This is a genomic window from Bifidobacterium sp. WK041_4_12, assembly GCF_041080795.1.
GTDB classification, from domain to species: Bacteria; Actinomycetota; Actinomycetes; order Actinomycetales; family Bifidobacteriaceae; genus Bombiscardovia; species Bombiscardovia aquikefiricola.
In genome coordinates, this window is sequence record NZ_CP129674.1 from 1983383 (window position 1) to 2007836 (window position 24454).

Sequence of the window (24454 nt, forward strand, 5' to 3'; positions counted from 1 at the left end):
CATTGCCCATATCGCCCTGCACATGCCGCTGCAAGTCCCCCAGCTTCCCCATGCAGCCCGTCAAGCAAACCGGATTCCAACGTACCATCTTCATGAAGCAATTCAGCTTAAGAACACATCGATTGCAGCAGTTGAAGCTGTAGGGTATTGGCATTATTGCATTGATCTGAGCCTGACCCGCTTGCCAATCAGCTGTGGTCCGAACCGTTGCATGCGAGTTCGTGACAGCACAAAAAAGCAGCAATCGCCTATTGTTTGGGCCATTGCTGCTCTGAATAATCTGAATTATCTAAGTACTCTGTGTATTGGTACGCCATCAGGAGGATTCGTCTGCGATTTACAGAGTGTAATATCCTTTGCGCACCGCCGCTGCAAGATGCTGAGGCACCTGAACATCGCGACCATCGGGCGTGCGCACTGTCACCAGCTGCGCGTTCTGCGCCTTCCATTGAGCGCGACGAGCGTGCGTGTTCGCTCGCGAGGTCTTGTATTTTGGTAATGCCATCAGCCTTGCCTTGCCTTGAACTTTGGATTCTTCTTGTTGATCACGTACACATGTCCGCGTCGACGCACAACCGTTGAACCGGGTCTGCGCGCAAGCGAACGGATGGAAGATTTCACCTTCATGATGATCTTCCGCCTTTCCAGTTAATTCATGCCCTTGCTTGCTCTCTGCAATGTCAGCACAGCATAAAGGCTGCAGAGCATGTCGTCAGCAGTTGTGCCGACCCTTACCTCGAATTACTTCGAAGTGCGCTGATAGCGCCTGTTGAACTTCTGCACCTGGCCAGCGGTGTCCAGCACCACATTCTTGCCCGTGTAGAAGGGATGGCTGCTTGACGAGACATCTACGTTGACAACCGGATATTCCTTGCCATCTTCCCACTTCATGCTTGGCAACGAATCGGCTTTCGCAGCCAGAGTCGAACGTGTCAACATCATCGTGTTGGAAGAACGGTCATGGAAGATCACATAACCATATGTTGGATGAATGCCTTGCTTCATGCTTCCTCTTTTCACAGTATTATGGTGATGCTGTGCAATCACACAATCGTAATCACACTATTGCTATTGCACATTTGTAATCACACAGTCGTAATCACACATCTGTAATCACACAGTCGAGACTCAGCCTTCACGGCACGAGCCATCTGTTATGGTTTCGGTGTCTATCACCAGCTTGATTTCGTAACTCCCGGCAACTCTCCGCGATGTGCAAGCTCTCGCATGGTGACGCGGGAGAGGCCGAATTTGCGCAGATAGCCGCGCGGACGACCATCGGTCGAATCGCGGTTGCGCAGCCGGGTCGGGCTAGCGTCACGCGGAAGCGCATGCAGCTTGCTCATTGCCACGTCCCTCTCCTCTTGACTCAGATGAGGATTGACGCTGTCCTTCTTGTATTGCAACCGACGCTGCGCAAAGCGTTCAACCATGCTTTCGCGCTGGCGTTGCTTCATTATTTTGCTGGTTTTTGCCATGCTTGCTTTCTTTCCAGATCAGCGAGTTTCGCGGAAGATAACTCTGCGGCGGAGCACTGGGTCGAACTTCAGGAGTTCAAGCCTGTCAGGAGTGTTCCGACGACTTTTTCGTGTTGTATATGTCGAACCGGTGCCCTCCGTGGACTTCAACGTGATGATGGGGCGATTCACATTCGTTTTCGATGCCATGGGTGTCCTTTCCTTTCCTTCTGCTGCTGCTCACTCATATGCTGAGTTCGCCGCGAGCGCGCAACTGGGCAACGATGCTTTCAATGCCTCGCTTGTCGATGGTTTTGATTCCCTTGGCGCTCACCTGCAATGCGATGAATCTGTTCAGCGAAGGTACCCAATAGCGCTTGCGCTGCAGGTTCGGTTGGAAGCGGCGACGCGTCTTCCGGTGCGAGTGAGACACGGAGTTGCCGAAACTGACGTGTGTTCCTAATACTTGACATGTTTTAGCCATGCCTGACACTATAACTAATGATAATCATTCTCGCAAGTACTTCATTCGGCGGTTCGCATAATCGACAGGGCTACTCTTCTATGATGGGTACCGACGGATCAACGGTCTGTCGCGCGGAATGGGAGAATTCAATGGAAGATAATGCCGACTCGCGGTCACACAGCAGCCCGGCTGCAGATCAGAATTCTCGCACGCGCATTCCATCGAAGGCGCAGGGCGGGTGGCTTGGCATCGAGCCAACTCCTGCATCTCGCCATGAAGTAACACCCCATGCGGGCGGCATCCATAATAAGGACAACGAATCCTCGAAAGCACTCAACAGTCTTCGCGCCGCTGTTCTGGGAGCCAATGACGGCATCGTGTCGGTCGCGGGCACCATTCTGGGTGTTGCCGGAGCCGACAACAATCCTCACGCCTTGCTAATCGCAGGTATTGCCGCCATCTCTGCGGGTGCATTTTCCATGGCTGGAGGCGAATATGTCTCCGTCAGCGCACAGCGCGATACGGAACAGAGCATCCTTGACAAGGAACGCTGGGAACTCATCAATCTTCCGGCCGAGGAACTCGACGAGCTGACACAGATCTATGAGACCAAAGGCATGACGCATGCCACGGCGTACAAGGCAGCATACGAGGCGATGCATCATGATGCGCTTCGCTCCCATGCGCTTGAGGAACTCAACATCGACCCTGACGCACTTACCAATCCTTGGCATGCGGCGATCGCTTCGTTCCTTGCATTCCTGAGTGGCGGGCTGATACCTTTGCTGATTTCTCAAATCCCGGCATCATTCCTGGCTCGCGTGATCTTCATCGTGCTTGCCGTGGCATTCGCCCTGTTGCTGACCGGCTTCATCTCGGCACAGATAGTGGGAACAGACAAGCATAAAGCCATTATTCGCAATGTCATCATGGGGCTGTCTACCATGCTTTTTGCCTGGGTTATTGGCAAGATCTTCGGAATCACCCTGTAACTTTCACGCCGATCAGTCCATCGAAGCCCAGCGTGTAAAGGTATCGGTCTGTTCCATCCAACTCATCAAAGGACGTTGCATCTCTTCGCGCGTGACCAGCAGACTCTGGAAAGAGTTGATCCATGAACGTGCCTCGCTGCTCTGATTGCCTTGCGCGATGCGAGCGACGACAAGGATCTCCGTTTCGAACTGCGCTTCGTCAATCATTCCACGATCAACCGTTTCGATGATTGACCCATCGGGGTCGCCCTCCCATATGAATGCGGAAAATGGCTTGTTGGGTACGGCAAAGTGGCCATGAATATGCATCGGCACGCTCTTGTCTGCCAGCAAGTCCGACAAACGGCTCGGATGCAGCGGCGCGTGGGAACGAATGCTCAGGCCGATCACATCCTGACCGATCGATGCCCACGCGATATCGCCAACCAGAGATTCATGCGCCAGCAGCTCCTCACCATCAACGCTTTCGACGCTTCCATCACCGAGGAGCCCGGAGGCCATGTCAGCGCTTTCGGACGTGGCGTTGGGCAGACCACAGCGAATGTGACAGCCTTCCGGAGCCAGCGCTTCCACAAGTCTGCACAGCTCGTTGTCTCTTTGCTCGTCACCCAAGCTGGGAAGCAGCAGCACATCGTTGGCATCGGCGATCACTTCCGCAAGAGCTCCCCCGACGCAACGCTCGTCCATGTCGTCGTCATTGCCGTCGTCATTGCTGATGCCCGTCTGGTTCTGACCGCTTCCATCGCTATCATCGTGCTGCTGGAATGGCGCATCATCGAACAGGCGTTCCTTCAGTGTCGTCGCATCAAGCACTGCAACGATGGACTCAACCTGGAAACGCTGTCCCTCAGGCCGGAAAGCTTCCTGCACGAGTTCCATTTCCTTCAGATATTCTTCCGTGGGAGCGGCCTGCAAGCCTTTGGGCAGCAGCACGATGATGCGGGGCGCAATGTCTTCTTCGCATTCATGGGAAAGCCAGGAGTAGAGGTCGTGCTTGATCGTGCAGCTCAGGCAGCAGTTATCCAAGGCAACGGTGTCGTTATGCAGGTAGGTGCCGAAGAGCATGTCCGAAGGCGTGCCGATCCGTCTGCGCACAGTCAGCTCGTGCTGGTCGTCGAAGCGTGCCGTATAGGAGACGATCAGCATCTCGTCTGTTGACGAAACTTCGGTTGCATGGGTGCCATTGTCGTGTGGCTGTGGGCATTCGAGCGCGCACATCCCCATGAGCTGAGTTGAATATTCCATACCAGTGCAAAGCAACACCTTGGGCATAGCGAACTTTCTACTATTGATAACCGTTATCAGTAGTTATTTTTACATGGGGCTTTCGCTTTGTCAAACTGCCGCCGTTCGCATCGTCGTGGACTTCAACTCCTCCTGACGCTCGAATCCGACGCTGCTCATACCCTTACGGCGTGCAAAGACCAGGATCATCAGAACGTTGGCAACCGCGAGGATCGCCAGCAGCATGAGTGTTGGAGCCGCAATGGAACCCCCGATGGAAATGGATTCCCGGAGAGCATCGATCGCATAGGTCATCGGAATCCATGGATGTATCGCCTGATAGAACCCTCCGGACAGTTGAATCGGATAGGTTCCAGCCGATGCACCAAGCTGAACCATCAGGAATATCATCATCAGGAACGCTCCGACCTTGCCCAGCAGCACGTTGAAGAAGGTCACCAACGACATGTTCATCAGCGAGATGAGCGTTACGATTCCCAGGAACTGAATCTGATTCAGGGGCTGCAATCCGAGCATCTTCACCACCACCAGATCGACCAGCACGGCCTGGACGATGGCCACGATTCCCAGAACCGACATTTTGCTTGCCCACCAGGCAACTCCGCTGCTTGGCTTCTTCCTGGCAATGGTCGCGTCGTACATCATGTTGATTGCCAAGGTTCCCACAAACAGCGCGACCGAAATCATATACGGAGCCATGCCTGTCCCGTTATTCGCAACCTTGTCATGGTCGGTGTGCTTGGATGTGACCGGAGCCGAGACTGCCTGCGCCGCATGGGATGTGGTATTGACCTTCGCAATGGATGTGGAGCCGTCCGACAGCTTGCCGGACAGCGTTCCCAGACCGTTGCTCACCGCGTCTGCCCCACTGCTCACCTGAGCTTGCGCCTGCGACAGTTCCTTTGAACCCGTGGCGATGGTGCCGGACGCTGAATTGAGTTTGCCCGCCGCCTCTGTCAGCGTCGAGCCTTTGGCATGAAGCGTCTGCAACCCATTCGCCAGAGTGGACGTTCCCTGCTGCAGCGATGCCAGGCCACCGGTCAGTTGGGGAAGATTTGAGTTCACCGTCTGCAATCCGCCCGCAAGACCCTGTGCCCCGAGAACAAGCGTCCCCGAATTCGCGGACAGCTTCTGCGCGCCCGCATTCAGTTGGTTCACGCCAGCGGTGTAGCTATTCAATCCGGTGGAAAGCTGTGCGACTCCCTCATTCGCGCCACTCGTATAGCTTTTCACACCGCTTTGCAAGGCTGTGGCACCCGGAGCAAGCTGCGTATCCACGGCTTGTTTCGCTGACTGCAATCCACTTTCGGTTCCCTGCAAGGCCGAAGCTGCTCCAAACAGTACTGGACGCGAACCGTCGCTGAGTGACTGAGCTTGCTTCTTCAGTTGTGCGACAGCATTGGCATTGGCATCGGCATCGGTATTGTCATTAGCAGCGGCAGTGCCCTGCTCCAGTCGAGAAATCTCATTCTGGTTTTCTGACAGCTTCTTCGAGATGGTTTGCAGCCGTTGAGTCAGCGATTGCAAGGTGCTTGATTGGGAGACATTCGGTTGGGAGGTGTTCGGTTGAGCATTCCCGCTCGATGCGTTGGATTGGCTTGCGCTCTGCACTTGAGCCAGCTGCATCGACACGTCCCGCAACTCCTGCAAGTCCTGAGTTCTCTCCTGCTGCAAGGCCGTCAACTTCGAAGTATCAGGAAGCTGCTGTATTCGTTCATTCAACTCTGTGATTGCAGCGTATGTATTAGGCAATCCGTTCACTAGCGTTTCAATGTTCTTCTGCTGCTCTGGCGTTTGCGTGAGTGCAGCATCAAGCTTGCGCACTCCTCCAGTCAGATTCTCGGCACCGGCATTCAAGGTCTGTCCACCCTGCGCGAGCGAACTGCTCAAACGCTGTGCGCCGGCATTCAACTGTGTTCCGTTCTCTGACAAGGTTTGCGCACCTTGTGCGAGTGAGGTGACCCCGGAGGTATATGACGATGTGCCCGCGCTGAGACTGTTTGCCCCTGAGGAGAGCTTGGCCGCTCCTTGTGCGAGCGATCCGCCGGCGGCGTTGAGTTTGCCTGCACCAGCATTCAGCTGTTGGGCTCCGGCATCGGCAGTGCCCACTGCGTCAACATACTGCTGCGCGCCCACGGAAAATTGTTGCGTGCCATCAGAGAATTGCAATGCGCCTTGGGAAAGCTTCAGCAAGTTCTGTGCGATAAGTGAGCTGCCGGAGGAGATTTTCTTTTCGCCGGTCTGCAGTGTGCCCGCACCTTCCGCTGCATTGTCCAAAGCCTTGCCCGTTGCTCCGAATTCCTTCAGCACCTGTGTCACATACAGTTGGGTTATCTGCCGTGAAACCTTGTTCTTCAAGGCTTCCACCGCACTGGCGGATAGTTTTGAGGCAGTAAAGCTATGGCCTTGCGATGTCTGATAGTCCACCTGAAGTGTCTTGGGATGGTCGGTAAGCAGCGATGTGGCATTTGCCGAGAAGTCAGCGGGGAAGGTGATAGCCAGATAATAGCTGCCATCCTTCATGCCCTGCGAGGCCTGCCGTGCGTCAACGCGATGAACGTCCATGCTGTGCTCTGATATGAGACTGTCGCTTATCTGGGCGCCCAAGTTCATGGATTTCCCTGAGAAATCGACAGCTTTGTCATTATTGACAACCGCTACCGGCAGGTCGCTCACCCGCCCGTACACATCCCACATGGAATTGAGGAATATCAGCTGGTAGAGTCCCGGTACCAGGGCGAGCGCCACCAGAACAATGATCATGAAACGGTTTGATAGTAACGATTTCCATTCGGCTTTCAGCATGTCATTTCCTCTTGATTTCATGTTGCGCTTTGGTTTCCCATAGCACGACGCCATCCTTGTACTGGATGCCTTCCAAGGCCTTCGATAACGGATACTGCCCGAGATGCGCACGAAAATCGTCTTCCGCATCCGAGATGACCTGCAAAACCTCATTCTCGCTGCGAAGCACCATCTGATCTTTGACGAAGATTCGCCGTGCCAGATGTGAAAGCCGGCAGAATGGCTGTCTCCCCTCGACCGCGTTGAATACGTCAAGCATGGTGATGTGGTCGATTGGTCTCACCAGCGTGTATCCACCATCTTTACTTGCGTCGGAGCGAACAAGGCCAGCCTTGACCAGCCGTCGCATCACCTTGCGCAGATAGGTGTCCGACACCCCGAGAATCGAACTCAGCACCTGATTTTTAACCGGCTGATGCTTAAGTTCCATCGCCAGCATGAGCAGGACGCAAACGCTCTGCTCAAGGCTTTTCTTCATTTTCATACCGACCTCGACTCACTCCGCGGCGTGCATATGACGGGTATTGCTTGTCATCACAGTGTTTATCCACGCCTGCTTATATCCGCGTCTGTTATTTATCCACGGATGTTATAAATCCACAGATGTTATGAATCCACAGATACTTTATATCCACAGATATACTATATCCACAGATACGACATGTCCAGAGATTTTGTATTGCAGACTGGAAACCGTTCCGCCACATGACTGGACACGGCGAGTCACGCGAGTTTATGCCCGTGAATATTGCCGGATGGCGCCCTGAACCCCTGAAAAGTAGAATCCGCTCTCTGGATACTTCGTCTCAGCATCCTCTGCTGCATGGTAGTGGGTAAACATTCTCTCGTATTCGTCCATGTCAATCCGCTCGCGGTCCATGAGCATATGCTCGTGAGCGAGCGCATGCAGATGTTGCCGATAATTGGGCTGCACGCATCCGGTGAAGAACTTTCCCATCGCGCCCGAACCGTAGCTGAACAGGCCGATTCGTTGTCCGGCGGCATCGTCGGCGTGTTCCAGCCAGCTCATCAGACTCAGATAGAGCGAGGCCGTGTAGAGATTCCCAACGTTGCGTGCATAGCTGGCGCTGAGTTCAAAGTTTTCGCGCAGACGCTTGCCTGTTTCGACATCCGCGTTTTCAAGAGCGACATTCAGCGCCTTCATTCCCATTTTGGTGAAGGGCAAATGGAAGAGCAGCGCCGCAAAGTCGCGAGGGGCCAGCGCATGCTTCCCACAGTAGGCGTCAAAGACATGTCGGAAGAAATCAAGATACACCTGCGTGGAATACTTGCCGTCAACCACGGCTTCCGTCATGCCATTCGGTCGCCAGAAATCGTTGATGTCGTCGCTGTAATCCTCAGCGTCATCATTGATGACCAGAATGGACGGGTTGACGCTTATCAACATGGCGACGGCTCCCGCACCCTGCGTGATCTCACCGGCCGTGCCCAGCCCATACCGTGCGACATCGCTGGCAACGACCAGAACCGTTTTATCCGGGTGAGCCGCAACATAATGGTATGCGGCAAACAGCCCTGCAGTGCCACCGAAGCAGGCTTCCTTGATTTCAAAGCTCTCTATGCGATTGGGCAATCCGACCAGATGCTTGATGAACAGGGAGCTTGATTTGGATTGGTCAATGCCACTTTCCGTCCCCACTATCAGCAGACCCAGGCGATTTACATCGATGTCAGGCAGGATGTCAGCGATGGCATTCGCCCCCATGCTGACAATGTCATCGTAGTGTTGTGGCACGCTCATGCGCGACTGACCGATGCCTTTGGTAAATTTCGCCGGTTCAACGCCGCGTGCACGAGCAAGATCCTCTACATCGAGATACTGCCCAGGCACAAACATGCCCATGCGATCAATGCCGATACGTACCCCTGTGTTGCTGCTCATTCACATGCCTCTCTTACCTCAATGATGCCCTGCCATATGGTGCACTTTCGTAGTTTCAATGTCGTATGCTGCACCCTTGTATGTTGCCCTGCCGTATGGTGTTTGCCTGTCGCTTTCACCATCCCCATCAAGCTTCGGCAGGACTCACATGCGCGGCTCGCTCATTCCTGAGTCTTTTCAACTCGTCTGCCGCCCAGCTTTGCGAATAGTCAGATTGGGCTACCATGCGTGCAGCCAACAGCGCGATCTCTTCATCCTTCGCGCCAACGGCAACGGCCGTCTGCATCGCCTGCAGTCGCATATGGCCATGCTGTATTCCCTCACCTGCCAAGGCGTGCAAGGCTGCCAGATTGTTGGCAAGGCCCACGGATGCGATGAGTTCACTGAGACGCCTCGCATCGGGCTGACCCATCAGCTCCATGTTTCGCCGTATTGCAGGTCTGGAGGCAATCGCCCCGCCGACGGCACCTATTGGCAGAGCGAGCTGCATCGTGCCGACGAGTTCCTGCGCGTCTTCGTTGGCATGCCAATGTGAAAGTGGCAGATATCGTCCAGACAGCGATGCGAGCTGATGGCAAGCGGCCTCGACTGCCCGAGTGTCGTTGCCACAGGCTGCAGTGACGGCGTCAACGCCATTCATGATGCCCTTGTTGTTCGTGACTGCCCTGTACGCATTGCGCTCGGCAAAATGTGCCATTCGGTCGATATTTCCAGCGATGGATCTAGCCGCCGACTCCTGCTTTGCCAACTGAGCGAAAGGCACTCGAACTTCCACGTCAACCAGCTGACTCGGATAATTGCTGACGATAGCCATGACGGCATTGAGTTCGGGCAGTGCCTGCTCAATCTTCTGCACCAGGCATTCGAGAATCGAATTGACAATGTTGGCTCCCATGGCCTGCGCGGTGTTGACCTTGACGAGCATATCGCAGCTCGGCCCGTCCTCATGCGTCTCGATGCTCACCAATCCGCCGCCACGTTGGGAAAGACTGTCGAAGCGTCGGGCAATCAGGCGAATGAGGTCGGGAATGAGGGCGTTGAGTTGCTTCCAGTCGAAATCCGAAGCTTGCGTTCCCTCGTGCTGAACGTCCAGAAGAATCTGTCCATATATGCCGTCGCGATGACTCGTCGCCGTGAAACCGGCAACGGCCATCTTCGCTCCGTGATTAGCGGCGGCAACGACAGAGGGCTCCTCAGTCGTCATAGGAACTGTGCATCGCTCACCATTGACCACGATGCTTTCGACAATGCCAATGGGTGAGACCAGCTCTCCTATCACATTCTCAGACATTCTGCTCGTGGACTCGTCAACGATGCTGGCACGATATGCGTCTGCAGCGGCCTGTGAAAGCACGTCATGCGAGACCAAATATCGCAAGCGTTCGTCGATGCTCATCTGATAGAGCTTTTTTGGCTTATGTGTAGCTGTCTGAGATGTCATGCCGTCTGATCCTCTTGAAAGATCTCCATCGCAATGCCCTGTCCTCCACCGATGCACAGAGCCGCAATGCCGCTATGCAGCTTGCGAGATGCGAGATTGTTGAGCAATGCCATGACAAGGCGTGCCCCGCTTGCCCCCAAGGGATGCCCCAAGGCAAGCGATCCACCGTTGATGTTGAGCCGATCATCGGGTATATGCAGTGAATCGCGAACCGCTATCACCTGTGCTGCGAAGGCTTCGGTGATTTCATAGAGATCGTAATCCGATACCTTCGTTCCTGACCGCTTCAACAGATTCTCAATGGCTATCGAGGGCGCATATCCCATGTATGCCGGATCATAGCCAACCTCCGCATAGCTGCCGAGATATCCCAAAGGCTTCAACCCTAAAGACTTGGCCTTGCGCTCAGTGGCGATGATAAGCATGGCGGCACCGTCGCTCAATGGCGCTGCATTGCCTGCGGTAACGCTACCGTGCTCTCGATACACCGGCTTCAACGAGGCAAGTTTCAGCAAGGATGTATCCGGGCGAATCGTTTCATCGTGGCTCAAGCCTGCCAAAGGAACGATTTCATCATCAAAGTGATGCTGTGACACCGCTCTCAGCGCCTTGCGATGCGAATCATAGGCGAAGGCATCCTGCATGTGGCGCGAAACCGAGTAGGCATCGGCAATATGTTCAGCGGTAATGCCCATCGGCAATGCTGAAAAACTATCGATCAGCCCATCCTTGAAAATTGCCTTCACCGGTTGCTCAGGCTCGCCAGCACTGCCCTGTTCAGTGTCCTCAGCACTGCTCTGTTCAGCATCTTCTGCATCCTGATCTATGTCGTCGGGAATAATCATCGGAGCTCGCGTCATGCTTTCGACGCCTCCCACGGCAAGCATCTGCGCATCGCCGGCCATGATGCTGAGCTGTGCCATGCGCAAAGCCTTCAGACTCGATCCGCAGACTTCATTGACGGTCACTGCGTGAGACTCGATAGGCATACCTGCTGAAACGGCAACGGTTCGAGCGACGTTTGGCCCCAGTCCAGCCCCAACGGCAACGCCAAGATACAATCCTTCGACGCTGGCTTTGGGCACTGCAGACCGTTCCATGGCAGCGACCAAGGCATGGCGTGCCAAATCGGTAGCAGAGTATTCTTTCAGCGCGCCCCGATATTTTCCGAAGGGGGTGCGCACGGCGGCGACAACCACAACTTTGTCCACTTGTGTTCCCAATCCATGTCGTTTCCAAACGTGTCAAAAAAACTCTAGCCATTTGGCAGCGCACATGCATGACTTTCGTGAAACTTCGATGATTTGAACACAAATACAACGAAAGCTGATGGAGACGCCACGGCAAGGCCCCTTGCAGCACAGAACAGTCATATGCATGGAGAATGTCTGATTTCTCACACACAATCAGCCCACGCATGCCGTCACATAAGCCCTTAGAATGGGACACGGTCAGCAAAGAGGGGGAATAACGTGGGCAGCCAGAAGAACATTGACGATTCCGAACCTGTGCGTGGGCGTGCATCAGACGACGTATCCGAACGGATGCACGATTCAGGCGCCCCCAGAAACCGCCACACCCGCCTTATCGCAGTCGTGTCATTGCTATGTGTTCTGGCAGTGTTCATATCGTGTGGTGCGTGGTATTGGTGGAACAGCTACAGGAGATTCTCCGTCTACATCAACAACGAAAGCGTGATGGTCACCGGCAAACAAAGCCTGGCTTCACTGCTGGAAAGCCACGATTTTTTTGGCGCCCAGGCTGGAGCATTGAAATCACTGACCGGCAAGACACTCGAGGCCCATGGCGGTGAAGCCATTGTCGTGAAGCACAATTCCACTCGCATCGCTTCATCCCTATTCAACGCAACCTATCTCCATGCCGACGACATCATCACGGTCAGCAACGGTCATGACGAAACCGAAGGGCATACCGTTGAGGACAAGGCCATCCCCTATGCCGCAACGATGAAGTCTGGCGGCGCGGTGCAGTTCATCGCCCAGCAGGGAGAGGATGGCAAGCAGGAGTATTGGGTTGGCAAGGTCTCCGGTGAAAGGGTGCCGAAAAAGATCATCGCTCAACCCAAGACGCTCGAAATCGACTCGATCAATCCACGGCCACCGGCAGGCAAGAAAGTCATCGCACTGACCTTCGATGATGGTCCCAGCCAATACAGCACGCCCATTCTGCAGATTCTCAGTAGCAAAGGCGTGAAGGCGACCTTCATGGATATCGGGAATCAATCGGCTCGGATGCCTCAGATAGAGCAGCAGATGCTCGCCAACGGCAACCAGGTCGTCAGCCATAGCTACTCCCACCCCGATCTGACCAAGCTCAGCCGAGATGCCCTGCGTAAGGAGCTCAACTCGGGATTCGATGCCATCAAGACGGCTTCGAATAGCACGACGCGTATGCTGCGCGCACCCTATGGCTCCTTCACCAAGGAAACATGGATGAACTGCTCGGATATCATCAGTTCGAACATCCTGTGGACCATAGACACGCAGGATTGGAAGCAGCCAGGAGAGAATGCAATCAAGCACGAAGTCCTGAGCAAGGCATATTCAGGCGCCATCGTGTTGATGCATGACGGCGGTGGCAATCGAACGCAGGATGTCCATGTGCTGCCCGATATTATCGACAGTCTGAAATCGCAAGGCTACCAATTCGTCACGATGAATGAACTCATCGCCATGGACGGCAGTTTCCCAGACTGGGTGCAGAACAATGTTGCCGCTCCCGAACCAGACGCCCAATGAGGCATCACATTATCTGACGAAGCATCTCGCTCAGCACAGCAAATGCCCCGACAACCACTTCAGTGAATCACACTTCAGCGGGTATCGAGGCATCAGGTAACGGAAGCAACCCGCAGCTATCGATATCGATGCCTGCGGGCGCATGAATCATCTTCTTCCGCTCAACGCACCATAGATGAAGAGCACAAGGACGGAACCAAGAATTGCGATGATCCACGTCTGCAGACTCCAGAAGTTCTGAAGTCCAATGTGGAACACTGCGCTTCCAATCCAGCCACCGACTGCAGCACCGATGATGCCTACAATCAAGGATCCGACCCAACCACCTGCGGCCCTATCACCGAGAATTGCCTTTGCAATCGCTCCAGCAATCAAACCCAGAACAATCCAACCAAGAAATCCCATGATTTTCCCCTTTCCTGTATGGTCACCGCCGTGGTGAACGGCACTCTCGGGCCTGCCTTCGCAGCCCGCCCGTGGACTGCCACCGCGAAATCCACAGCAGTCATTCACGGTGAACAATCCCGGCGAGGACCACGACAATGCGGTGAGCCGTCTGAGTGCCGAACATGTGCAGACATTGGGTCTGCACAAGCGGTTTACCGAATTCAAGGATACGCGAAATCGTTCAGATTCCTTGGATTTAAATGTGTAACCCGTCACTTTTCTCTTCGAACACGTGCGATTGACACCATCACCATCCCACTGATAAGAGCGATGCTTGCAGGAACGCCGAATACGACCAAGATGGACACGCCGGTATGGGCAAGTTCCTTCGCCGCTGCGGGTCTGCGTTCAGACTTGCCGGGTTCAGCTTCTGCATCCTTGGGCGCATGAGAGACGACCGTGGTGGTCTCCTCTTTCAGTCCGAGTTCATGGGAGTCGAGAATCGTGCCATCGGCTGTCCACAACGTAGCCTTCCATTGCAGGCTTCCTGCATGGCTTGCAGTGACTCGGCTGCTTGTGACCGTCTGCGAAGCAACGTTGGCGGCAAGATCCACGCGCAGCTCGTCAAGAACCGGCTTATCCACATCAATCGTCTCGGTCTGCCGGTCGCTAGCAAAGGCGCTGAATGTCATATACGACCCTTCGGGTACCGTTCCCGTGATGGTTGCCATATCATATGAGCTTTCACCAAGCTTGACTTTCGACGGTTCTGCATGGGTCTCTATTGTCGCCTGAGCTGGCAAAGGCTCTGCGAAGGCCTGCACTCTGACCCGTTCCCATGCGTCGCTGTATGAACTGTGGATCGGGGCTGTTCTTGCATCCCCTGAGAAGGCATAGACAAAGACATAGTAGCCGGGCTTATTCGCGATGATGTGCACGGGTTCGCCAAGCATGTCAGGCGCGCCTGCACCCACCTTTATCGTTCTGTTCGTGGCTGGATACTTCCAGGAGCCCACCAGCTCATGATGATCGTCGAGCTGAGGCAGGTCACTTGCAGTCGGCTTATACGGCTCATCATCGCCGCCATCCCCGCTGCCCGACCAGAAGACCTGCACTTCGGCGTGAGGCAGATCCGCCTGCAAGCCATAGTCCGTATTACCTTTGAATGCACCATTGTCTGCATGGAATCCACTGATGGAGATCACATCGCTCAGTTCCGAGCCCACCGTGGCGGCATGTTCGGTCACGCTCGAATCAACGGAAAGCTTCCGGCGAATGGACATGGTTTCGGGGATTTCGAGAAAGTCGCTCAGTACATCCTTGACGACAAATTCCTTGGTGATCGTCTCCTGCTGGCTATGGTCAATCACCCACACCCATGTTCCGATGCCCGAATCGGCCGATGCCAGATAGGGCTCGTTGCCATCGGGTTGTGTCGTGGCTCGAACCTGGACGCTGCGATTCGGAGCATCGAACTGCGCATTGCCATACGCTGAAGGTCTGTGCCCCAAGGCGCTCAAACGTTCCAGGTACGCCTTGACACTCTCATTGCCCTGTGGATGTATGACGTTGCCCAGATCGTCATGCTTCAGAGTGTCAAAGTAGTATCCAAGCGCCTTGACTCGCACACCCTGCTCCCACACGTCTCCGGCTGAGATTCCCGACGTGACGGTGTCGAGAATCTGATCGCCTTCGTCGATTATTCCGTGTGGCACTGTGGTGCTTACCGTCGGAGCGAATTCCTTGCGTGCAGCAAAGTTCAGGCTCGCGCCGGCAGCCGATTTGACCGTGGCGAATCTGACATAGTCCTGATTGCTGACGAGCTGTTCTATCGTGCCATATTCATACGAAACCGTGGCTTTGACGTTCCCCGTGCCGGTCGCAGTCCAATAGATGCGCTGCGCAGTGGATGAGCTCTTGCCCGAGAAGGTCGATGTGCCTCCAGCGACGAAGACCGCCGGTCCATCGAGCTTCAGCGTGAACGGCACATCGGGCACCTTCACGCCCTCAGGTCCCTTCACCATGACATCGATGTATCCACGACGCTTGCCAACTTCGTAGGACATGTTCAGACTCGCCCCGGTTGCGGTATTGTTGGTTGCCTCTGCCAAGAGCTGCTGCGCTTTGACTATGGTCTCTGGATGCGTGTCCTGCAGCGTCTGTTTGCGCAGTTTCCAGGTTTCGGGATTCAGGTCGTAGGCATCGTGAATGATGATGCCGATGCCGGCGTGAGTCAGCGCTTGAGCGGTATTGCGGTAATGCTGGGTCAGCCACGCTATGGAACGCGCCAGCTGAGAGTCAGGAATGCTCTGCGTATGCGAGACATCATAGGAAACGAGCTGACCGGTTTCCATGCAATAGACCTTTCTTCCATCACCGCTTTCCGCCATGGCTCCTATGGAAACCTCATAGCCGTCAAAGGTATACGGAACGTACCATTCCTCTCCCACAGATCTGAGTCCATCCTGAGCCAGTGCAGGAACGGTCAAGGCCAAGGCGAGCAACGACGCGCATGCGAATACGAGCGTATAGAGACGTCCAAGCCTGCGTTTGTGTTGACGATGCATATCGAATCCTCCTTGATAGCGCTCACGAAACTCCCGGAACTATCCACGATTGGTGAATGCCACGGCTTTTTCTGGAGAAGATTCGACATGCCCTGTGAGTCTGTGTCTGTGGCCAATTACCGAGAAGGAGCGGTTGAATAATGCAATAGTGTTGCATCAGTCCATAGTTATACACAAGGAATATTTTTCAATGTGGTCGAATATGATGCCATGTTTTGAACAATCGATATCTACAATGGTTCTATGGCTTCACATACTGCATCACATGCGAGCGCAGGCACAAAGAAACGTGCCAAGTCCAACGCTCATTCCTCCACCGCGCACAAGAATTCCACACCACCGGCCTCTACACGACTGACTTCAACGGTCACCGCTGGATCAGCCGTGGCAGCGCACAAATCAGCCAAGCGATCCAAACAGACCAAACTTCCCAAGCTCAGCTTGCAATCCTCACATGAAACGACACATGCCGCACACAGCAAGGAAGCCGTGCGATCCGAAGCGGCTCGGTCGAAGGCGCGCCATTCTGCTTCCGGCCCATTGTTCGGGCGAGTCGTCATCATGAATACCACGCCCACCGTTGAGGATGACGTCTTTCCTGCGCGCGTCGAACTTGGCGAAATGTTTCATGTTTCGGCGCAGGTGTTCATCGAGGGGCGTGCCAAGGTCGGAGCGACTGCCGTGCTTCGCAATCCGCGTGGCAAAGTGATGCTGCGGACACCCATGGTCTGCACCAATGCTGGCCTCGACGAGTGGGAAGCCGGTCTCAAGGCCGACCAGCACAGTGATGCGAAACCTTGGGATCCATCATTTGCTGACATTCGCAGACATCTGGGCTTGTGGACTCTGGTGATAGAAGGTTGGGAAGACTCCTACGCTTCCTGGCTGCACGATGCCACCATCAAGATCAGCGTCAATGACGATATTGAAAACACTCTGCAAGAGGGTGGGGCGCTGCTTGAACGATGGTCCGTGCAAGACGATCAAGATCTTCTATCAAAAGACAGACGCATATTGGCGCATGCCGCGCAGTCCATACTTGACGTGAACGCCGATATCTCCCAGCGCTTCGACGCGGCGCGCAGCGAAGCAATCACCCGGTTGCATGCAGAGCATCCTTTGCGCGAGCATCTCTCCACCTCACGAGGGCAAGAGATTCTGGTACAGCGCCCTGCATCCAGCTTTGCTGCATGGTATCAGTTCTTTACCCGCTCAGAAGGCGCGCGCGTCGATCCGCGCACGCAGCACATCATCCCGGGCACCTTTGCCACGTCCGTTTCGGGATTGGAACGAGCCAAGGCCGAGGGCTTCGACATCGTGTATCTTCCCCCCATCTTCCCCATCGGAACAACCAACAGGAAAGGTCGGAACAATGCGCTCATTGCAAGACCGGATGATCCTGGATCCCCCTTTGGCATTGGTTCGAAGCAAGGAGGGCATGACACGGTCAACCCGCAGTTGGGCACCATGGACGATTTCAGAGCCTTCGTAGACAAGGCGCATGATCTTGGACTCGAAATCGCTCTCGACTTTGCACTGCAATGTTCGCCCGATCATCCTTGGGTGCACAGTCACCCAGAATGGTTCAGGCACAAGCCTGATGGTTCCATTGCATTCGCCGAGAACCCGCCGAAGCAGTATCAGGACATCTATCCGATTGACTTCGACGAGGATATGCCCGGCATAGCACGCGAAGTCGAACGCATCATGGAACTGTGGATTGATGCGGGCGTCACCATATTCCGCGTGGACAATCCCCATACGAAGCCGGTCAGTTTCTGGCAGGAGATCATTGCGAAGGTCACCAGACATCATCCCGAGATTCTTTTCCTTGCCGAAGCGTTCACCCGTCCGGCAATGATGCGGGCACTGAGCTACGCAGGCTTTACTCAATCGCACTGCTACTTCCCTTGGCGCAATGGCAAGGAGGAGTTGCAGGATTATCTGCAGGAGACCAACGGCGATGCCGCCTTCTATCAGCACAACACCTTCTGGCCAACCACACCGGACATTCTCACCGCCTACATTCGCGATAACGGGATAGCCGGGCATGCCGTGCGAGCCGTGCTCGCAGCAACCGGAAGCCCAAGCTGGGGCATATACAACGGCTATGAGCTGATTGAAAACCGGCAGCGGCCAGGCTTCGAAGAACAGCTTGACAACGAAAAGTACGAGATCAAGATCCGTGACTGGAGCCGGGCTGAGAAATACGGCATCGCCGAACTGCTCACCCGATTGAATCAGATACGCCGCTCGCACCCTGCGCTCATGAGCTATCACGACCTGCACATTCTCGAATCATCGGATCCCAACGTTCTGGCATTCATGCGTCATATCGATGGGGCGCTGACCGAGGATGGCACGCCGGACACGGTTATCGTCGTGGTCAATCTTGATGGTCACAATGCACATTCCTCGCGGATCAATAGCGATCCGACAGCATTCGGCATCGAAGCGGGTCACACCTTCGAGGTTCACGATGAACTGACCGGACATCAGTTCACTTGGAATGGCTCTGACTATGTCTCGCTCGCCCCCTGGGCTGACGTTGCCCATATCCTCACCGTCCGCCATGCTCACTGAGATTGGCTGGGACACCATGCCCGCGGTTCAGCTTTCTTGGGCTGCGGGTAATGTGGTGGCGTCAGAGCATTATGCTCACGGGTTGAAACGTCACAAAGCACGTCAGACAAGGAGACGACATGGCATCAACATTTGAAGTGGTTGTCGAAATCCCACGTGGATCACGCAACAAGTACGAAGTAGATCATGAGACTGGCCGCATCAAGCTGGATCGCACCCTCTTCACTTCTATGGGATATCCGGACGATTACGGATACATTGACGGCACCTTGGGTGAAGACGGCGATCCCTTGGATGCCTTGGTCATGATTCCTGATTCAGTCTTCCCGGGATGTGTGGTGGAATGCCGCGCAGTGGGTCTGTATCACATGGTTGACGAGGCCGGTGGCGACGACAAGGTGCTGTGCGTTCCTGCCGATGTCCGCTTCGACGACATCAAGGACGTTGACGACGTCTCCGAATTCCACAAGGCGGAGATCAAGCATTTCTTCGAGCAGTACAAGGCTCTTGAGCCAGGCAAAGAGGTCCAGCCTGGAGATTACTGGACCAATGCAGAAGAGGCAGAGCAGCAGATTGCGGCTTCCGTAAAGCGTCTCGCCGATTCAGAGAAGTAATCCCACTCTGTTCTCGTAACAGTCTCACCTGTGGCTGTCGAAATCGATGATTTCGACAGCCACAGGCTTTTTTGTTGCCTTTTTTGAATTGAAGCCGTGAAAACTGGACTTTTTCAACCCATCTCAAGCCAAATATTCGAAGTTATACTGCAAAAAGGCAACAAAACACGATGACGTGTCGCAATATGAAGCTTGACGGGTAGAACATCCAAGCGTCGAGGGGTAGTCGTTTTTGGCCTTGCAGTAGGGCTCAGAGGCTATTACTGTTCCGGTCATATGTGGTGGACCACTAAAGCCCGTCACCGTATTAAATCCACACAGCTTACAAACCAATGCAGCTAGCGACGTTTTAATACCAATTTCACTATGTGAATGGAGTTATCGTGCTATTTGAAATGCTTGCTATTTCATTAGGTGTCTCAATGGATGCCTTCGCTGTATCAATAAGCAAGGGTCTGAGCATCCGACGCACCACCGCGCGCCAATGCCTCACCGTCGCTCTGTGGCTGGGCGGATTCCAGGCGCTTTTCCCCCTCTTCGGATACTTTGCCGCAGCGGGCTTCCGCTCCTATATCACTTCCATAGATCACTGGATCATCTTTGGCTTGCTTTCAGCCTTGGGTGTGAACATGATCCGCGAGGCGCTTGCTGTCCAGAGCGACGAGAAGCACAGGGTTGCATCCTCATTCGGCTGGCGCTCGATGCTGCCACTCGCGATAGCCACCAGTATCGATGCCTTCGCTGTGGGCATTGGCATCTCAGTGGTTTCCGAGGGCATATGGCCCATTATCATCAGCATCGGCATCATGACGGCCGCCATGTCCGTTGCAGGTCTGCAGATCGGCAATGTCTTTGGTGCACGCTGGCGCAAACCTGCACAGATTTGCGGTGGAAGCGTGCTGATTCTCCTCGGTCTTGAAATACTACTGGATCATCTAGGCTTCTTTGAAGCGTTGCGATCAATCCTCTTCTAGAAGCACTCTTAGAAGCACTCTTAGAAGCCTTCACGTACTTGTCCAGAGTCCCCATGCCCCGTGCACGGCTCAGAACAGCAGATAGAACACGGACACGCTGAGGAGATAGAACGCTATCCCAGCGAACATGACGGGCAGCATCGCAACGCCAAACCACGACCCCGGCTCGTCAGCCCTGATATCGCGCCACCATAGAGTCGCGGCAACGCCGATTGCAACCAGGATGACCAATGCAAGCACTATCACCATGACCAACGCCGTCGCACGCCGACTCTGATAACCGTCAGCAAGCATTCGCATCAGGAAGGCGAAAAATGGCCAGCCGCCTGCAGCAACGCATGCGACTGAACCAAAAATGCTTTCTGACAGTGAACGGATGAGATGAGTTCTCTCACGTCTTGTCATCTGAAGAACAAAGCCAATGATGACCAGTACGGTCACCAGAACGACAACAACCGCCGCCCATGAAAGCAGACGCCTCTCTCGTTCACCAAAGGCGGATGGAGTGAGCAGGGAATGCAGCTGCATGGCAGCAAACACCAGCGAAATCAGCCCTGCAATGCCAGCGACTATTCGACCAATCCACTCGACCACAAGATCGCCACCTGCAGCGTTTGAAGTCTTGAATGGCCACCATGCGATGAACAGCGCGAGCAGCACCACTCCGGCAGCCAGGCTCCAGACAACCGCTCCCAGCCCAGGCAGCAGCAAGGTGCAGGCAAAGCTTCCCAGCAGCATAACAAGATAGAAAGCGAACTGAACGCCTGCAACCTTGCCCGTCAATGCCTTCTGCATCGTCTTCATCACCCTGTACCAGAGAGAGGTGGAGGAAGTCTTGTCACGCCTGTTTACCCGCACTTTGCCTTCAACCATGGTGTCAGCCTCAACATTCCTTGCAATCACAGGCTACAGCTCTAGGCTCATACTCCTGGAGCTCAGACCCTTTCCTGTGTAACAATGTAGCGTGAACTGTCCACAAGGGCTTGTACAAATGCAAGAAACCCTATGAGAACTCCAGGCCACGAGAAAATGAACGCATCGTGAACGGGGCATCTTCCACAGGTTTCTCAAGACTGTACAATTGAACTGCTTCATCAAGAATGGCAGTTCTTACATACTAAGGGGAACCAACGTGACCGACTTGACGCTGATGACGTTTGCAGCAGATCCTGCGTCCGTACTCCCTTCGCTTGCCTTGCTTTCTCACCGCGTCCGTGTGCTGCCGATGGATGCCGCATCGTTGGTGAAGATGCCAGAAAATACCATTCTGTTTCTCGACGCTCGAGATGATCTGGCAACCGCAAAGACCTTATGCAATCTCATCAGGGCCTCAGGCCTGTCCACACCGGTGTTGCTCATTCTCACCGAAGGTGGTTTCACGGTGGTCAACTCCTCGTGGGGCATTGCCGATGTGATCGTGAATTCCGCATCTCCGGCTGAAGTCGAGGCAAGGCTGCGCATCATATCGGAGCACAGCACAGGCAACGATACCGTCAGAACCAAATCGCAGCAGGTCAGCTCCCACAACGACGATGGGCAGATTCGTTCCGGCGAGCTCATCGTGGATACCAACGGCTATACAGCAAGCCTCTTTGGCCGTCCAATCGACCTGGCATACAAGGAATTCGAACTGCTGAAATACTTGGTACAGCATCCGGGAAGGGTGTTCACCCGCGCTCAGCTTCTTCAGGAAGTGTGGGGATACGACTACTATGGCGGCACTCGCACCGTTGATGTGCATATCAGAAGGCTGCGCGCCAAGCTCGGTGGCGAATACGAACACCTTATCGGGACCGTCCGCAACGTAGGATATCGCTTTGATCCTCCAGAAGGCAGCGAGCGCGAGGCACAGGCTCAGGAACAGGCAAAGCAATCAAGTCATTCGGAGCAGTAACCTGATTGTTCAACATTTTTTTAGGCAAGGACGGCACAGAGTTTGGCAAGGGAGACTCGGCAGCAGCGCAGTGACCGCATCCATGCGGATTATGACATTCTCACGAAGCTGTATCCTGACGCGCATTGCAGCCTCAACTTCGATTCCCCGTTCCAACTCGTCGTGGCAACGGTGTTAAGCGCCCAGACCACTGATATCGGCGTGAACAAGGTGACGCCAACGCTGTTTAAGCGCTATCCGACACCTGAAGCGCTTGCGGCAGCGAATCCAGAGGAATTGGAAGACATCATTCATTCGCTGGGTTTTTTCCGTTCCAAGGCGAAGCATCTGATAGGGCTTGGCAGTGCTCTGACCACAGAATTCGACGGCATCGTTCCACCGGTGATGGATCAGCTGATCACACTGCCCGGTGTCGGAAGAAAAACCGCCAACGTCGTTCTGGGCAATGCCTTTGGCATTCCTGGATTTCCTGTCGACACTCACGTCATGCGCGTCACCGGACGCCTGCGCTGGAGAACCGACTGGCGCTCGAAGCATCCCGATCCCGTGCATGTGGAACGAGAGATCACGTCGTATTTCCCTCCTGAAGAATGGACCGTGCTCTCCCATCGACTGATCTATTTCGGACGTGAATATTGCACCGCGCGCAGCAAGGATTGCCGCGAATGCCTGATGCAGGCAGCCCTTGACGCCGCCTCTGGTATACACTCGGCAGTATGACCAGCCACCGGGAAGACAACGAACCAGATCATGGCGGCATTCGCGCCTACGATGCCCCGCAAGGCGATTCCCATCGCAGGAACGGCTTCGTCTCATTCATCATTTTTCTTGTTATCGTGGCAGGGCTCGGCAGTGTCTGCTGGGGCGGCTGGCTGCTGTACAAACGTAAGGGTGTAAGTTTCGAACACGCAATTTCCATGCCTTCCAAGTCCGTCACCATCGCCAGCACTTCGGTTCCTCAATCCTTGGATGTGCGCAAAGATTCAGGAACCGGGGTTGAGCAGGCGCTCCTGAACAATGTCTATGAGACACTGGTTTCGCAAGATGCGTCAGGTGCTCCGGCACCTGGCATCGCACGATCCTGGACGATATCGTCGGATGGTCGCAGCTACACCTTCCATCTCCATGCGAGCATGCACTTCTCCAATGGCGATGCTCTCGATGCCTCTGACGTTGTCTGGTCCCTGCAGCAGATCATCACCAGCAAGTTCGTCGGTGCAGACGCTCTTGCCGATGTGACCGAAGTGTCACATTCGGACGCGTCAACGGTCACGATACGGCTGAAAAGCCCAGACCCTCTGCTGCTGCGGCAGCTCAGTGGGCGTGCCGGCATCGTCTATGACAGAACCGGCAAGATCGACTATGCGACGCAGGCTCTCGGCTCAGGACCCTACACGGTGAGCGGCTGGAAACCCGGCACGAAGCTTCAGCTCACGCTTGACACGAAGTATTGGGGCACTCAGCCTGCGGCTGTCACTCAAGCGACCTTCACATACTTCTCGGATGCTACTGCCATGGTGCATGCCCTGCAGAGCAGCAAGGTAGACATTGCCACACCCCTAGAACCGGATGCGATGGCGCAGGCGAGCAACGAGGCGAAAGACTCGAGATTCTCGCTGGTCACCGGAAAGAGCAACGACACACTGGCGCTGGTGTTCAACGCCCGAACGGATTCCGTGCTCTCGGACCAGCGCTTCCGCGAGGCAATTCGCTATATGCTCGACCATGCAAGCATCGTGGCAGCGCAGCATGGCACGGTAGCAGCCATTGGGGGGCCTCTCTCGCCGCTTGACGAGGGATATCAGGATGAAACCGGGCTCTTCCCACATGACACGGCCAAGGGCGCTCAGATGGCCTCGTATTTCTCACCGAGCTATTATCACGGCAGTCTACGATTCATTTACCCGCAATCCTATGGCCCTGCCATCGGTGCATTGGTGAAGGCGCAACTGGCTGCGGGAGGAGTTCCGGTCACGGTGACGATGGTCAGCGATGCAGATTGGCAGAACACGGTTGAAACGCAGCACGCTTTTGACATGACCCTCGCACCCATGGCAGGGGCCGAGGATGCAGCCACCTTCGCTGATCCCGCCTCGCTGAGCGGATATGACAGTCCCGACGCACAGCAGGCATGGAAAAGCGTCAAGGCATCGAAGAATGATGCAGATTGCTTGAAGAACATGGCCTCATATGCCACAACCGTGGCAACGCAATCGCCCGTCGACTGGCTCTACGTCTCGACGCCAGTTACGGCATACAACCACACGGTTACGAACGTGCCGTCGAATTCAACTGCCGAATACTTTCCAGTGCGAGGCATAGGCTCTGCTCAATAACACTGTTCAATAACACTGTTCAATAACACTG

24 protein-coding genes are annotated in these 24454 nt (G+C 54.8%); 9 read left to right on the forward strand and 15 right to left on the reverse strand.

Annotated features, from left to right (window positions below; all coding sequences use genetic code 11):
- Nucleotides 1-337: 337 nt before the first annotated feature.
- The 6 genes from rpmF to rpmB all read right to left on the reverse strand — a co-directional run bounded on the left by rpmF (nt 338) and on the right by rpmB (nt 1941).
- The gene (gene rpmF / locus QN215_RS08380; protein ID WP_369343860.1) at nt 338-505 is read right to left on the reverse strand and encodes a 50S ribosomal protein L32; all 168 of its coding nucleotides are present in this window, start codon (nt 503-505) and stop codon (nt 338-340) included.
- Nucleotides 505-627, reverse strand: a complete 123-nt coding sequence (ykgO, locus tag QN215_RS08385; protein ID WP_094692493.1) for a type B 50S ribosomal protein L36 — start codon at nt 625-627, stop codon at nt 505-507. The genes rpmF and ykgO overlap by 1 nt, the downstream gene beginning before the upstream one ends.
- Before the next feature lie 114 nt (nt 628-741).
- Nucleotides 742-1005: a type B 50S ribosomal protein L31 gene (locus QN215_RS08390; protein WP_369343861.1), complete on the reverse strand. Its 264-nt coding sequence runs from the start codon at nt 1003-1005 to the stop codon at nt 742-744.
- A gap of 167 nt (nt 1006-1172) precedes the next feature.
- A complete protein-coding gene (gene rpsN / locus QN215_RS08395) occupies nt 1173-1478 on the reverse strand; it encodes a 30S ribosomal protein S14 (RefSeq protein WP_369343862.1) in 306 nt (101 codons plus the stop codon).
- 18 nt (nt 1479-1496) lie between these two features.
- Nucleotides 1497-1667, reverse strand: a complete 171-nt coding sequence (gene rpmG / locus QN215_RS08400) for a 50S ribosomal protein L33 (RefSeq protein ID WP_369343863.1) — start codon at nt 1665-1667, stop codon at nt 1497-1499.
- A 34-nt stretch (nt 1668-1701) separates the two neighbouring features.
- On the reverse strand, nt 1702-1941 hold the full coding sequence (rpmB, locus tag QN215_RS08405) for a 50S ribosomal protein L28 (RefSeq protein ID WP_369343864.1): 240 nt from the start codon (nt 1939-1941) through the stop codon (nt 1702-1704).
- Between the two features lie 131 nt (nt 1942-2072).
- Between rpmB and QN215_RS08410 the strand changes: the two genes are divergently transcribed.
- Entirely contained in the window at nt 2073-2915 is an 843-nt protein-coding gene (locus QN215_RS08410; RefSeq protein ID WP_369343865.1) for a VIT1/CCC1 transporter family protein, read from the forward strand.
- A 12-nt stretch (nt 2916-2927) separates the two neighbouring features.
- Here the strand turns inward: QN215_RS08410 and QN215_RS08415 are convergent, their stop codons facing one another.
- The 6 genes from QN215_RS08415 to QN215_RS08440 form a co-directional block, all read right to left on the reverse strand.
- The gene (locus QN215_RS08415; RefSeq protein ID WP_369343866.1) at nt 2928-4160 is read right to left on the reverse strand and encodes a hypothetical protein; all 1233 of its coding nucleotides are present in this window, start codon (nt 4158-4160) and stop codon (nt 2928-2930) included.
- A 90-nt stretch (nt 4161-4250) separates the two neighbouring features.
- Nucleotides 4251-6986, reverse strand: coding sequence for a YhgE/Pip family protein (locus tag QN215_RS08420; RefSeq protein WP_369343867.1), 2736 nt, complete (start codon nt 6984-6986; stop codon nt 4251-4253).
- Nucleotides 6967-7449, reverse strand: a complete 483-nt coding sequence (locus QN215_RS08425; protein ID WP_369343868.1) for an Rrf2 family transcriptional regulator — start codon at nt 7447-7449, stop codon at nt 6967-6969. The genes QN215_RS08420 and QN215_RS08425 overlap by 20 nt, the downstream gene beginning before the upstream one ends.
- Before the next feature lie 249 nt (nt 7450-7698).
- Nucleotides 7699-8868 carry a hydroxymethylglutaryl-CoA synthase gene (locus tag QN215_RS08430; RefSeq protein ID WP_369343869.1) on the reverse strand — a complete coding sequence of 390 codons (1170 nt, stop codon included), beginning with the start codon at nt 8866-8868 and terminating at the stop codon, nt 7699-7701.
- A gap of 127 nt (nt 8869-8995) precedes the next feature.
- Nucleotides 8996-10309: a hypothetical protein gene (locus QN215_RS08435; protein WP_369343870.1), complete on the reverse strand. Its 1314-nt coding sequence runs from the start codon at nt 10307-10309 to the stop codon at nt 8996-8998.
- Complete coding sequence (locus tag QN215_RS08440) at nt 10306-11520, reverse strand: thiolase family protein (protein WP_369343871.1); 1215 nt, start codon at nt 11518-11520, stop codon at nt 10306-10308. Before QN215_RS08440 ends, QN215_RS08435 begins: the two co-directional genes overlap by 4 nt.
- Before the next feature lie 261 nt (nt 11521-11781).
- Between QN215_RS08440 and QN215_RS08445 the strand changes: the two genes are divergently transcribed.
- Nucleotides 11782-13068, forward strand: coding sequence for a polysaccharide deacetylase family protein (locus QN215_RS08445; protein ID WP_369343872.1), 1287 nt, complete (start codon nt 11782-11784; stop codon nt 13066-13068).
- A 147-nt stretch (nt 13069-13215) separates the two neighbouring features.
- Here QN215_RS08445 and QN215_RS08450 read toward each other — a convergent pair whose 3' ends face one another.
- A complete protein-coding gene (locus tag QN215_RS08450; protein WP_369343873.1) occupies nt 13216-13473 on the reverse strand; it encodes a GlsB/YeaQ/YmgE family stress response membrane protein in 258 nt (85 codons plus the stop codon).
- Between the two features lie 109 nt (nt 13474-13582).
- Here QN215_RS08450 and QN215_RS08455 point away from each other — a divergent pair, with 109 nt between their 5' ends.
- Entirely contained in the window at nt 13583-13723 is a 141-nt protein-coding gene (locus QN215_RS08455; RefSeq protein WP_369343874.1) for a hypothetical protein, read from the forward strand.
- 4 nt (nt 13724-13727) lie between these two features.
- Here QN215_RS08455 and QN215_RS08460 read toward each other — a convergent pair whose 3' ends face one another.
- Nucleotides 13728-16022 carry a peptidase gene (locus QN215_RS08460; protein WP_369343875.1) on the reverse strand — a complete coding sequence of 765 codons (2295 nt, stop codon included), beginning with the start codon at nt 16020-16022 and terminating at the stop codon, nt 13728-13730.
- A 243-nt stretch (nt 16023-16265) separates the two neighbouring features.
- Here QN215_RS08460 and QN215_RS08465 point away from each other — a divergent pair, with 243 nt between their 5' ends.
- From QN215_RS08465 to QN215_RS08475, 3 genes are all read left to right on the forward strand, one after another.
- A complete protein-coding gene (locus QN215_RS08465) occupies nt 16266-18605 on the forward strand; it encodes a maltotransferase domain-containing protein (RefSeq protein WP_369343876.1) in 2340 nt (779 codons plus the stop codon).
- Between the two features lie 119 nt (nt 18606-18724).
- Complete coding sequence (locus QN215_RS08470; RefSeq protein ID WP_369343877.1) at nt 18725-19219, forward strand: inorganic diphosphatase; 495 nt, start codon at nt 18725-18727, stop codon at nt 19217-19219.
- 383 nt (nt 19220-19602) lie between these two features.
- Nucleotides 19603-20193, forward strand: coding sequence for a manganese efflux pump MntP family protein (locus tag QN215_RS08475; RefSeq protein ID WP_369343878.1), 591 nt, complete (start codon nt 19603-19605; stop codon nt 20191-20193).
- A gap of 69 nt (nt 20194-20262) precedes the next feature.
- Here QN215_RS08475 and QN215_RS08480 read toward each other — a convergent pair whose 3' ends face one another.
- Nucleotides 20263-21066 carry a hypothetical protein gene (locus tag QN215_RS08480; protein WP_369343879.1) on the reverse strand — a complete coding sequence of 268 codons (804 nt, stop codon included), beginning with the start codon at nt 21064-21066 and terminating at the stop codon, nt 20263-20265.
- Between the two features lie 277 nt (nt 21067-21343).
- On the opposite strand from QN215_RS08480, the gene QN215_RS08485 reads away from it, so the two are divergent.
- The 3 genes from QN215_RS08485 to QN215_RS08495 are packed head-to-tail and all read left to right on the forward strand — an operon-like array spanning nt 21344 to nt 24423.
- The gene (locus QN215_RS08485) at nt 21344-22087 is read left to right on the forward strand and encodes a winged-helix domain-containing protein (protein ID WP_369345122.1); all 744 of its coding nucleotides are present in this window, start codon (nt 21344-21346) and stop codon (nt 22085-22087) included.
- 42 nt (nt 22088-22129) lie between these two features.
- Nucleotides 22130-22807 carry an endonuclease III gene (gene nth, locus QN215_RS08490; protein ID WP_369343880.1) on the forward strand — a complete coding sequence of 226 codons (678 nt, stop codon included), beginning with the start codon at nt 22130-22132 and terminating at the stop codon, nt 22805-22807.
- Entirely contained in the window at nt 22804-24423 is a 1620-nt protein-coding gene (locus QN215_RS08495) for an ABC transporter substrate-binding protein (RefSeq protein WP_369343881.1), read from the forward strand. Before nth ends, QN215_RS08495 begins: the two co-directional genes overlap by 4 nt.
- Nucleotides 24424-24454: the final 31 nt, after the last annotated feature.

Bases quoted from the DNA above. Each gene is read 5' to 3' on its own strand.
- rpmF (WP_369343860.1), bottom strand. From the start codon at position 505: ATGGCATTACCAAAATACAAGACCTCGCGAGCGAACACGCACGCTCGT.
- ykgO (WP_094692493.1), bottom strand. From the start codon at position 627: ATGAAGGTGAAATCTTCCATCCGTTCGCTTGCGCGCAGACCCGGTTCA.
- QN215_RS08390 (WP_369343861.1), bottom strand. From the start codon at position 1,005: ATGAAGCAAGGCATTCATCCAACATATGGTTATGTGATCTTCCATGAC.
- rpsN (WP_369343862.1), bottom strand. From the start codon at position 1,478: ATGGCAAAAACCAGCAAAATAATGAAGCAACGCCAGCGCGAAAGCATG.
- rpmG (WP_369343863.1), bottom strand. From the start codon at position 1,667: ATGGCATCGAAAACGAATGTGAATCGCCCCATCATCACGTTGAAGTCC.
- rpmB (WP_369343864.1), bottom strand. From the start codon at position 1,941: ATGGCTAAAACATGTCAAGTATTAGGAACACACGTCAGTTTCGGCAAC.
- QN215_RS08410 (WP_369343865.1), top strand. From the start codon at position 2,073: ATGGAAGATAATGCCGACTCGCGGTCACACAGCAGCCCGGCTGCAGAT.
- QN215_RS08415 (WP_369343866.1), bottom strand. From the start codon at position 4,160: ATGGAATATTCAACTCAGCTCATGGGGATGTGCGCGCTCGAATGCCCA.
- QN215_RS08420 (WP_369343867.1), bottom strand. From the start codon at position 6,986: ATGAAATCAAGAGGAAATGACATGCTGAAAGCCGAATGGAAATCGTTA.
- QN215_RS08425 (WP_369343868.1), bottom strand. From the start codon at position 7,449: ATGAAAATGAAGAAAAGCCTTGAGCAGAGCGTTTGCGTCCTGCTCATG.
- QN215_RS08430 (WP_369343869.1), bottom strand. From the start codon at position 8,868: ATGAGCAGCAACACAGGGGTACGTATCGGCATTGATCGCATGGGCATG.
- QN215_RS08435 (WP_369343870.1), bottom strand. From the start codon at position 10,309: ATGACATCTCAGACAGCTACACATAAGCCAAAAAAGCTCTATCAGATG.
- QN215_RS08450 (WP_369343873.1), bottom strand. From the start codon at position 13,473: ATGGGATTTCTTGGTTGGATTGTTCTGGGTTTGATTGCTGGAGCGATT.
- QN215_RS08460 (WP_369343875.1), bottom strand. From the start codon at position 16,022: ATGCATCGTCAACACAAACGCAGGCTTGGACGTCTCTATACGCTCGTA.
- QN215_RS08465 (WP_369343876.1), top strand. From the start codon at position 16,266: ATGGCTTCACATACTGCATCACATGCGAGCGCAGGCACAAAGAAACGT.
- QN215_RS08470 (WP_369343877.1), top strand. From the start codon at position 18,725: ATGGCATCAACATTTGAAGTGGTTGTCGAAATCCCACGTGGATCACGC.
- QN215_RS08480 (WP_369343879.1), bottom strand. From the start codon at position 21,066: ATGGTTGAAGGCAAAGTGCGGGTAAACAGGCGTGACAAGACTTCCTCC.
- QN215_RS08485 (WP_369345122.1), top strand. From the start codon at position 21,344: ATGACGTTTGCAGCAGATCCTGCGTCCGTACTCCCTTCGCTTGCCTTG.
- QN215_RS08495 (WP_369343881.1), top strand. From the start codon at position 22,804: ATGACCAGCCACCGGGAAGACAACGAACCAGATCATGGCGGCATTCGC.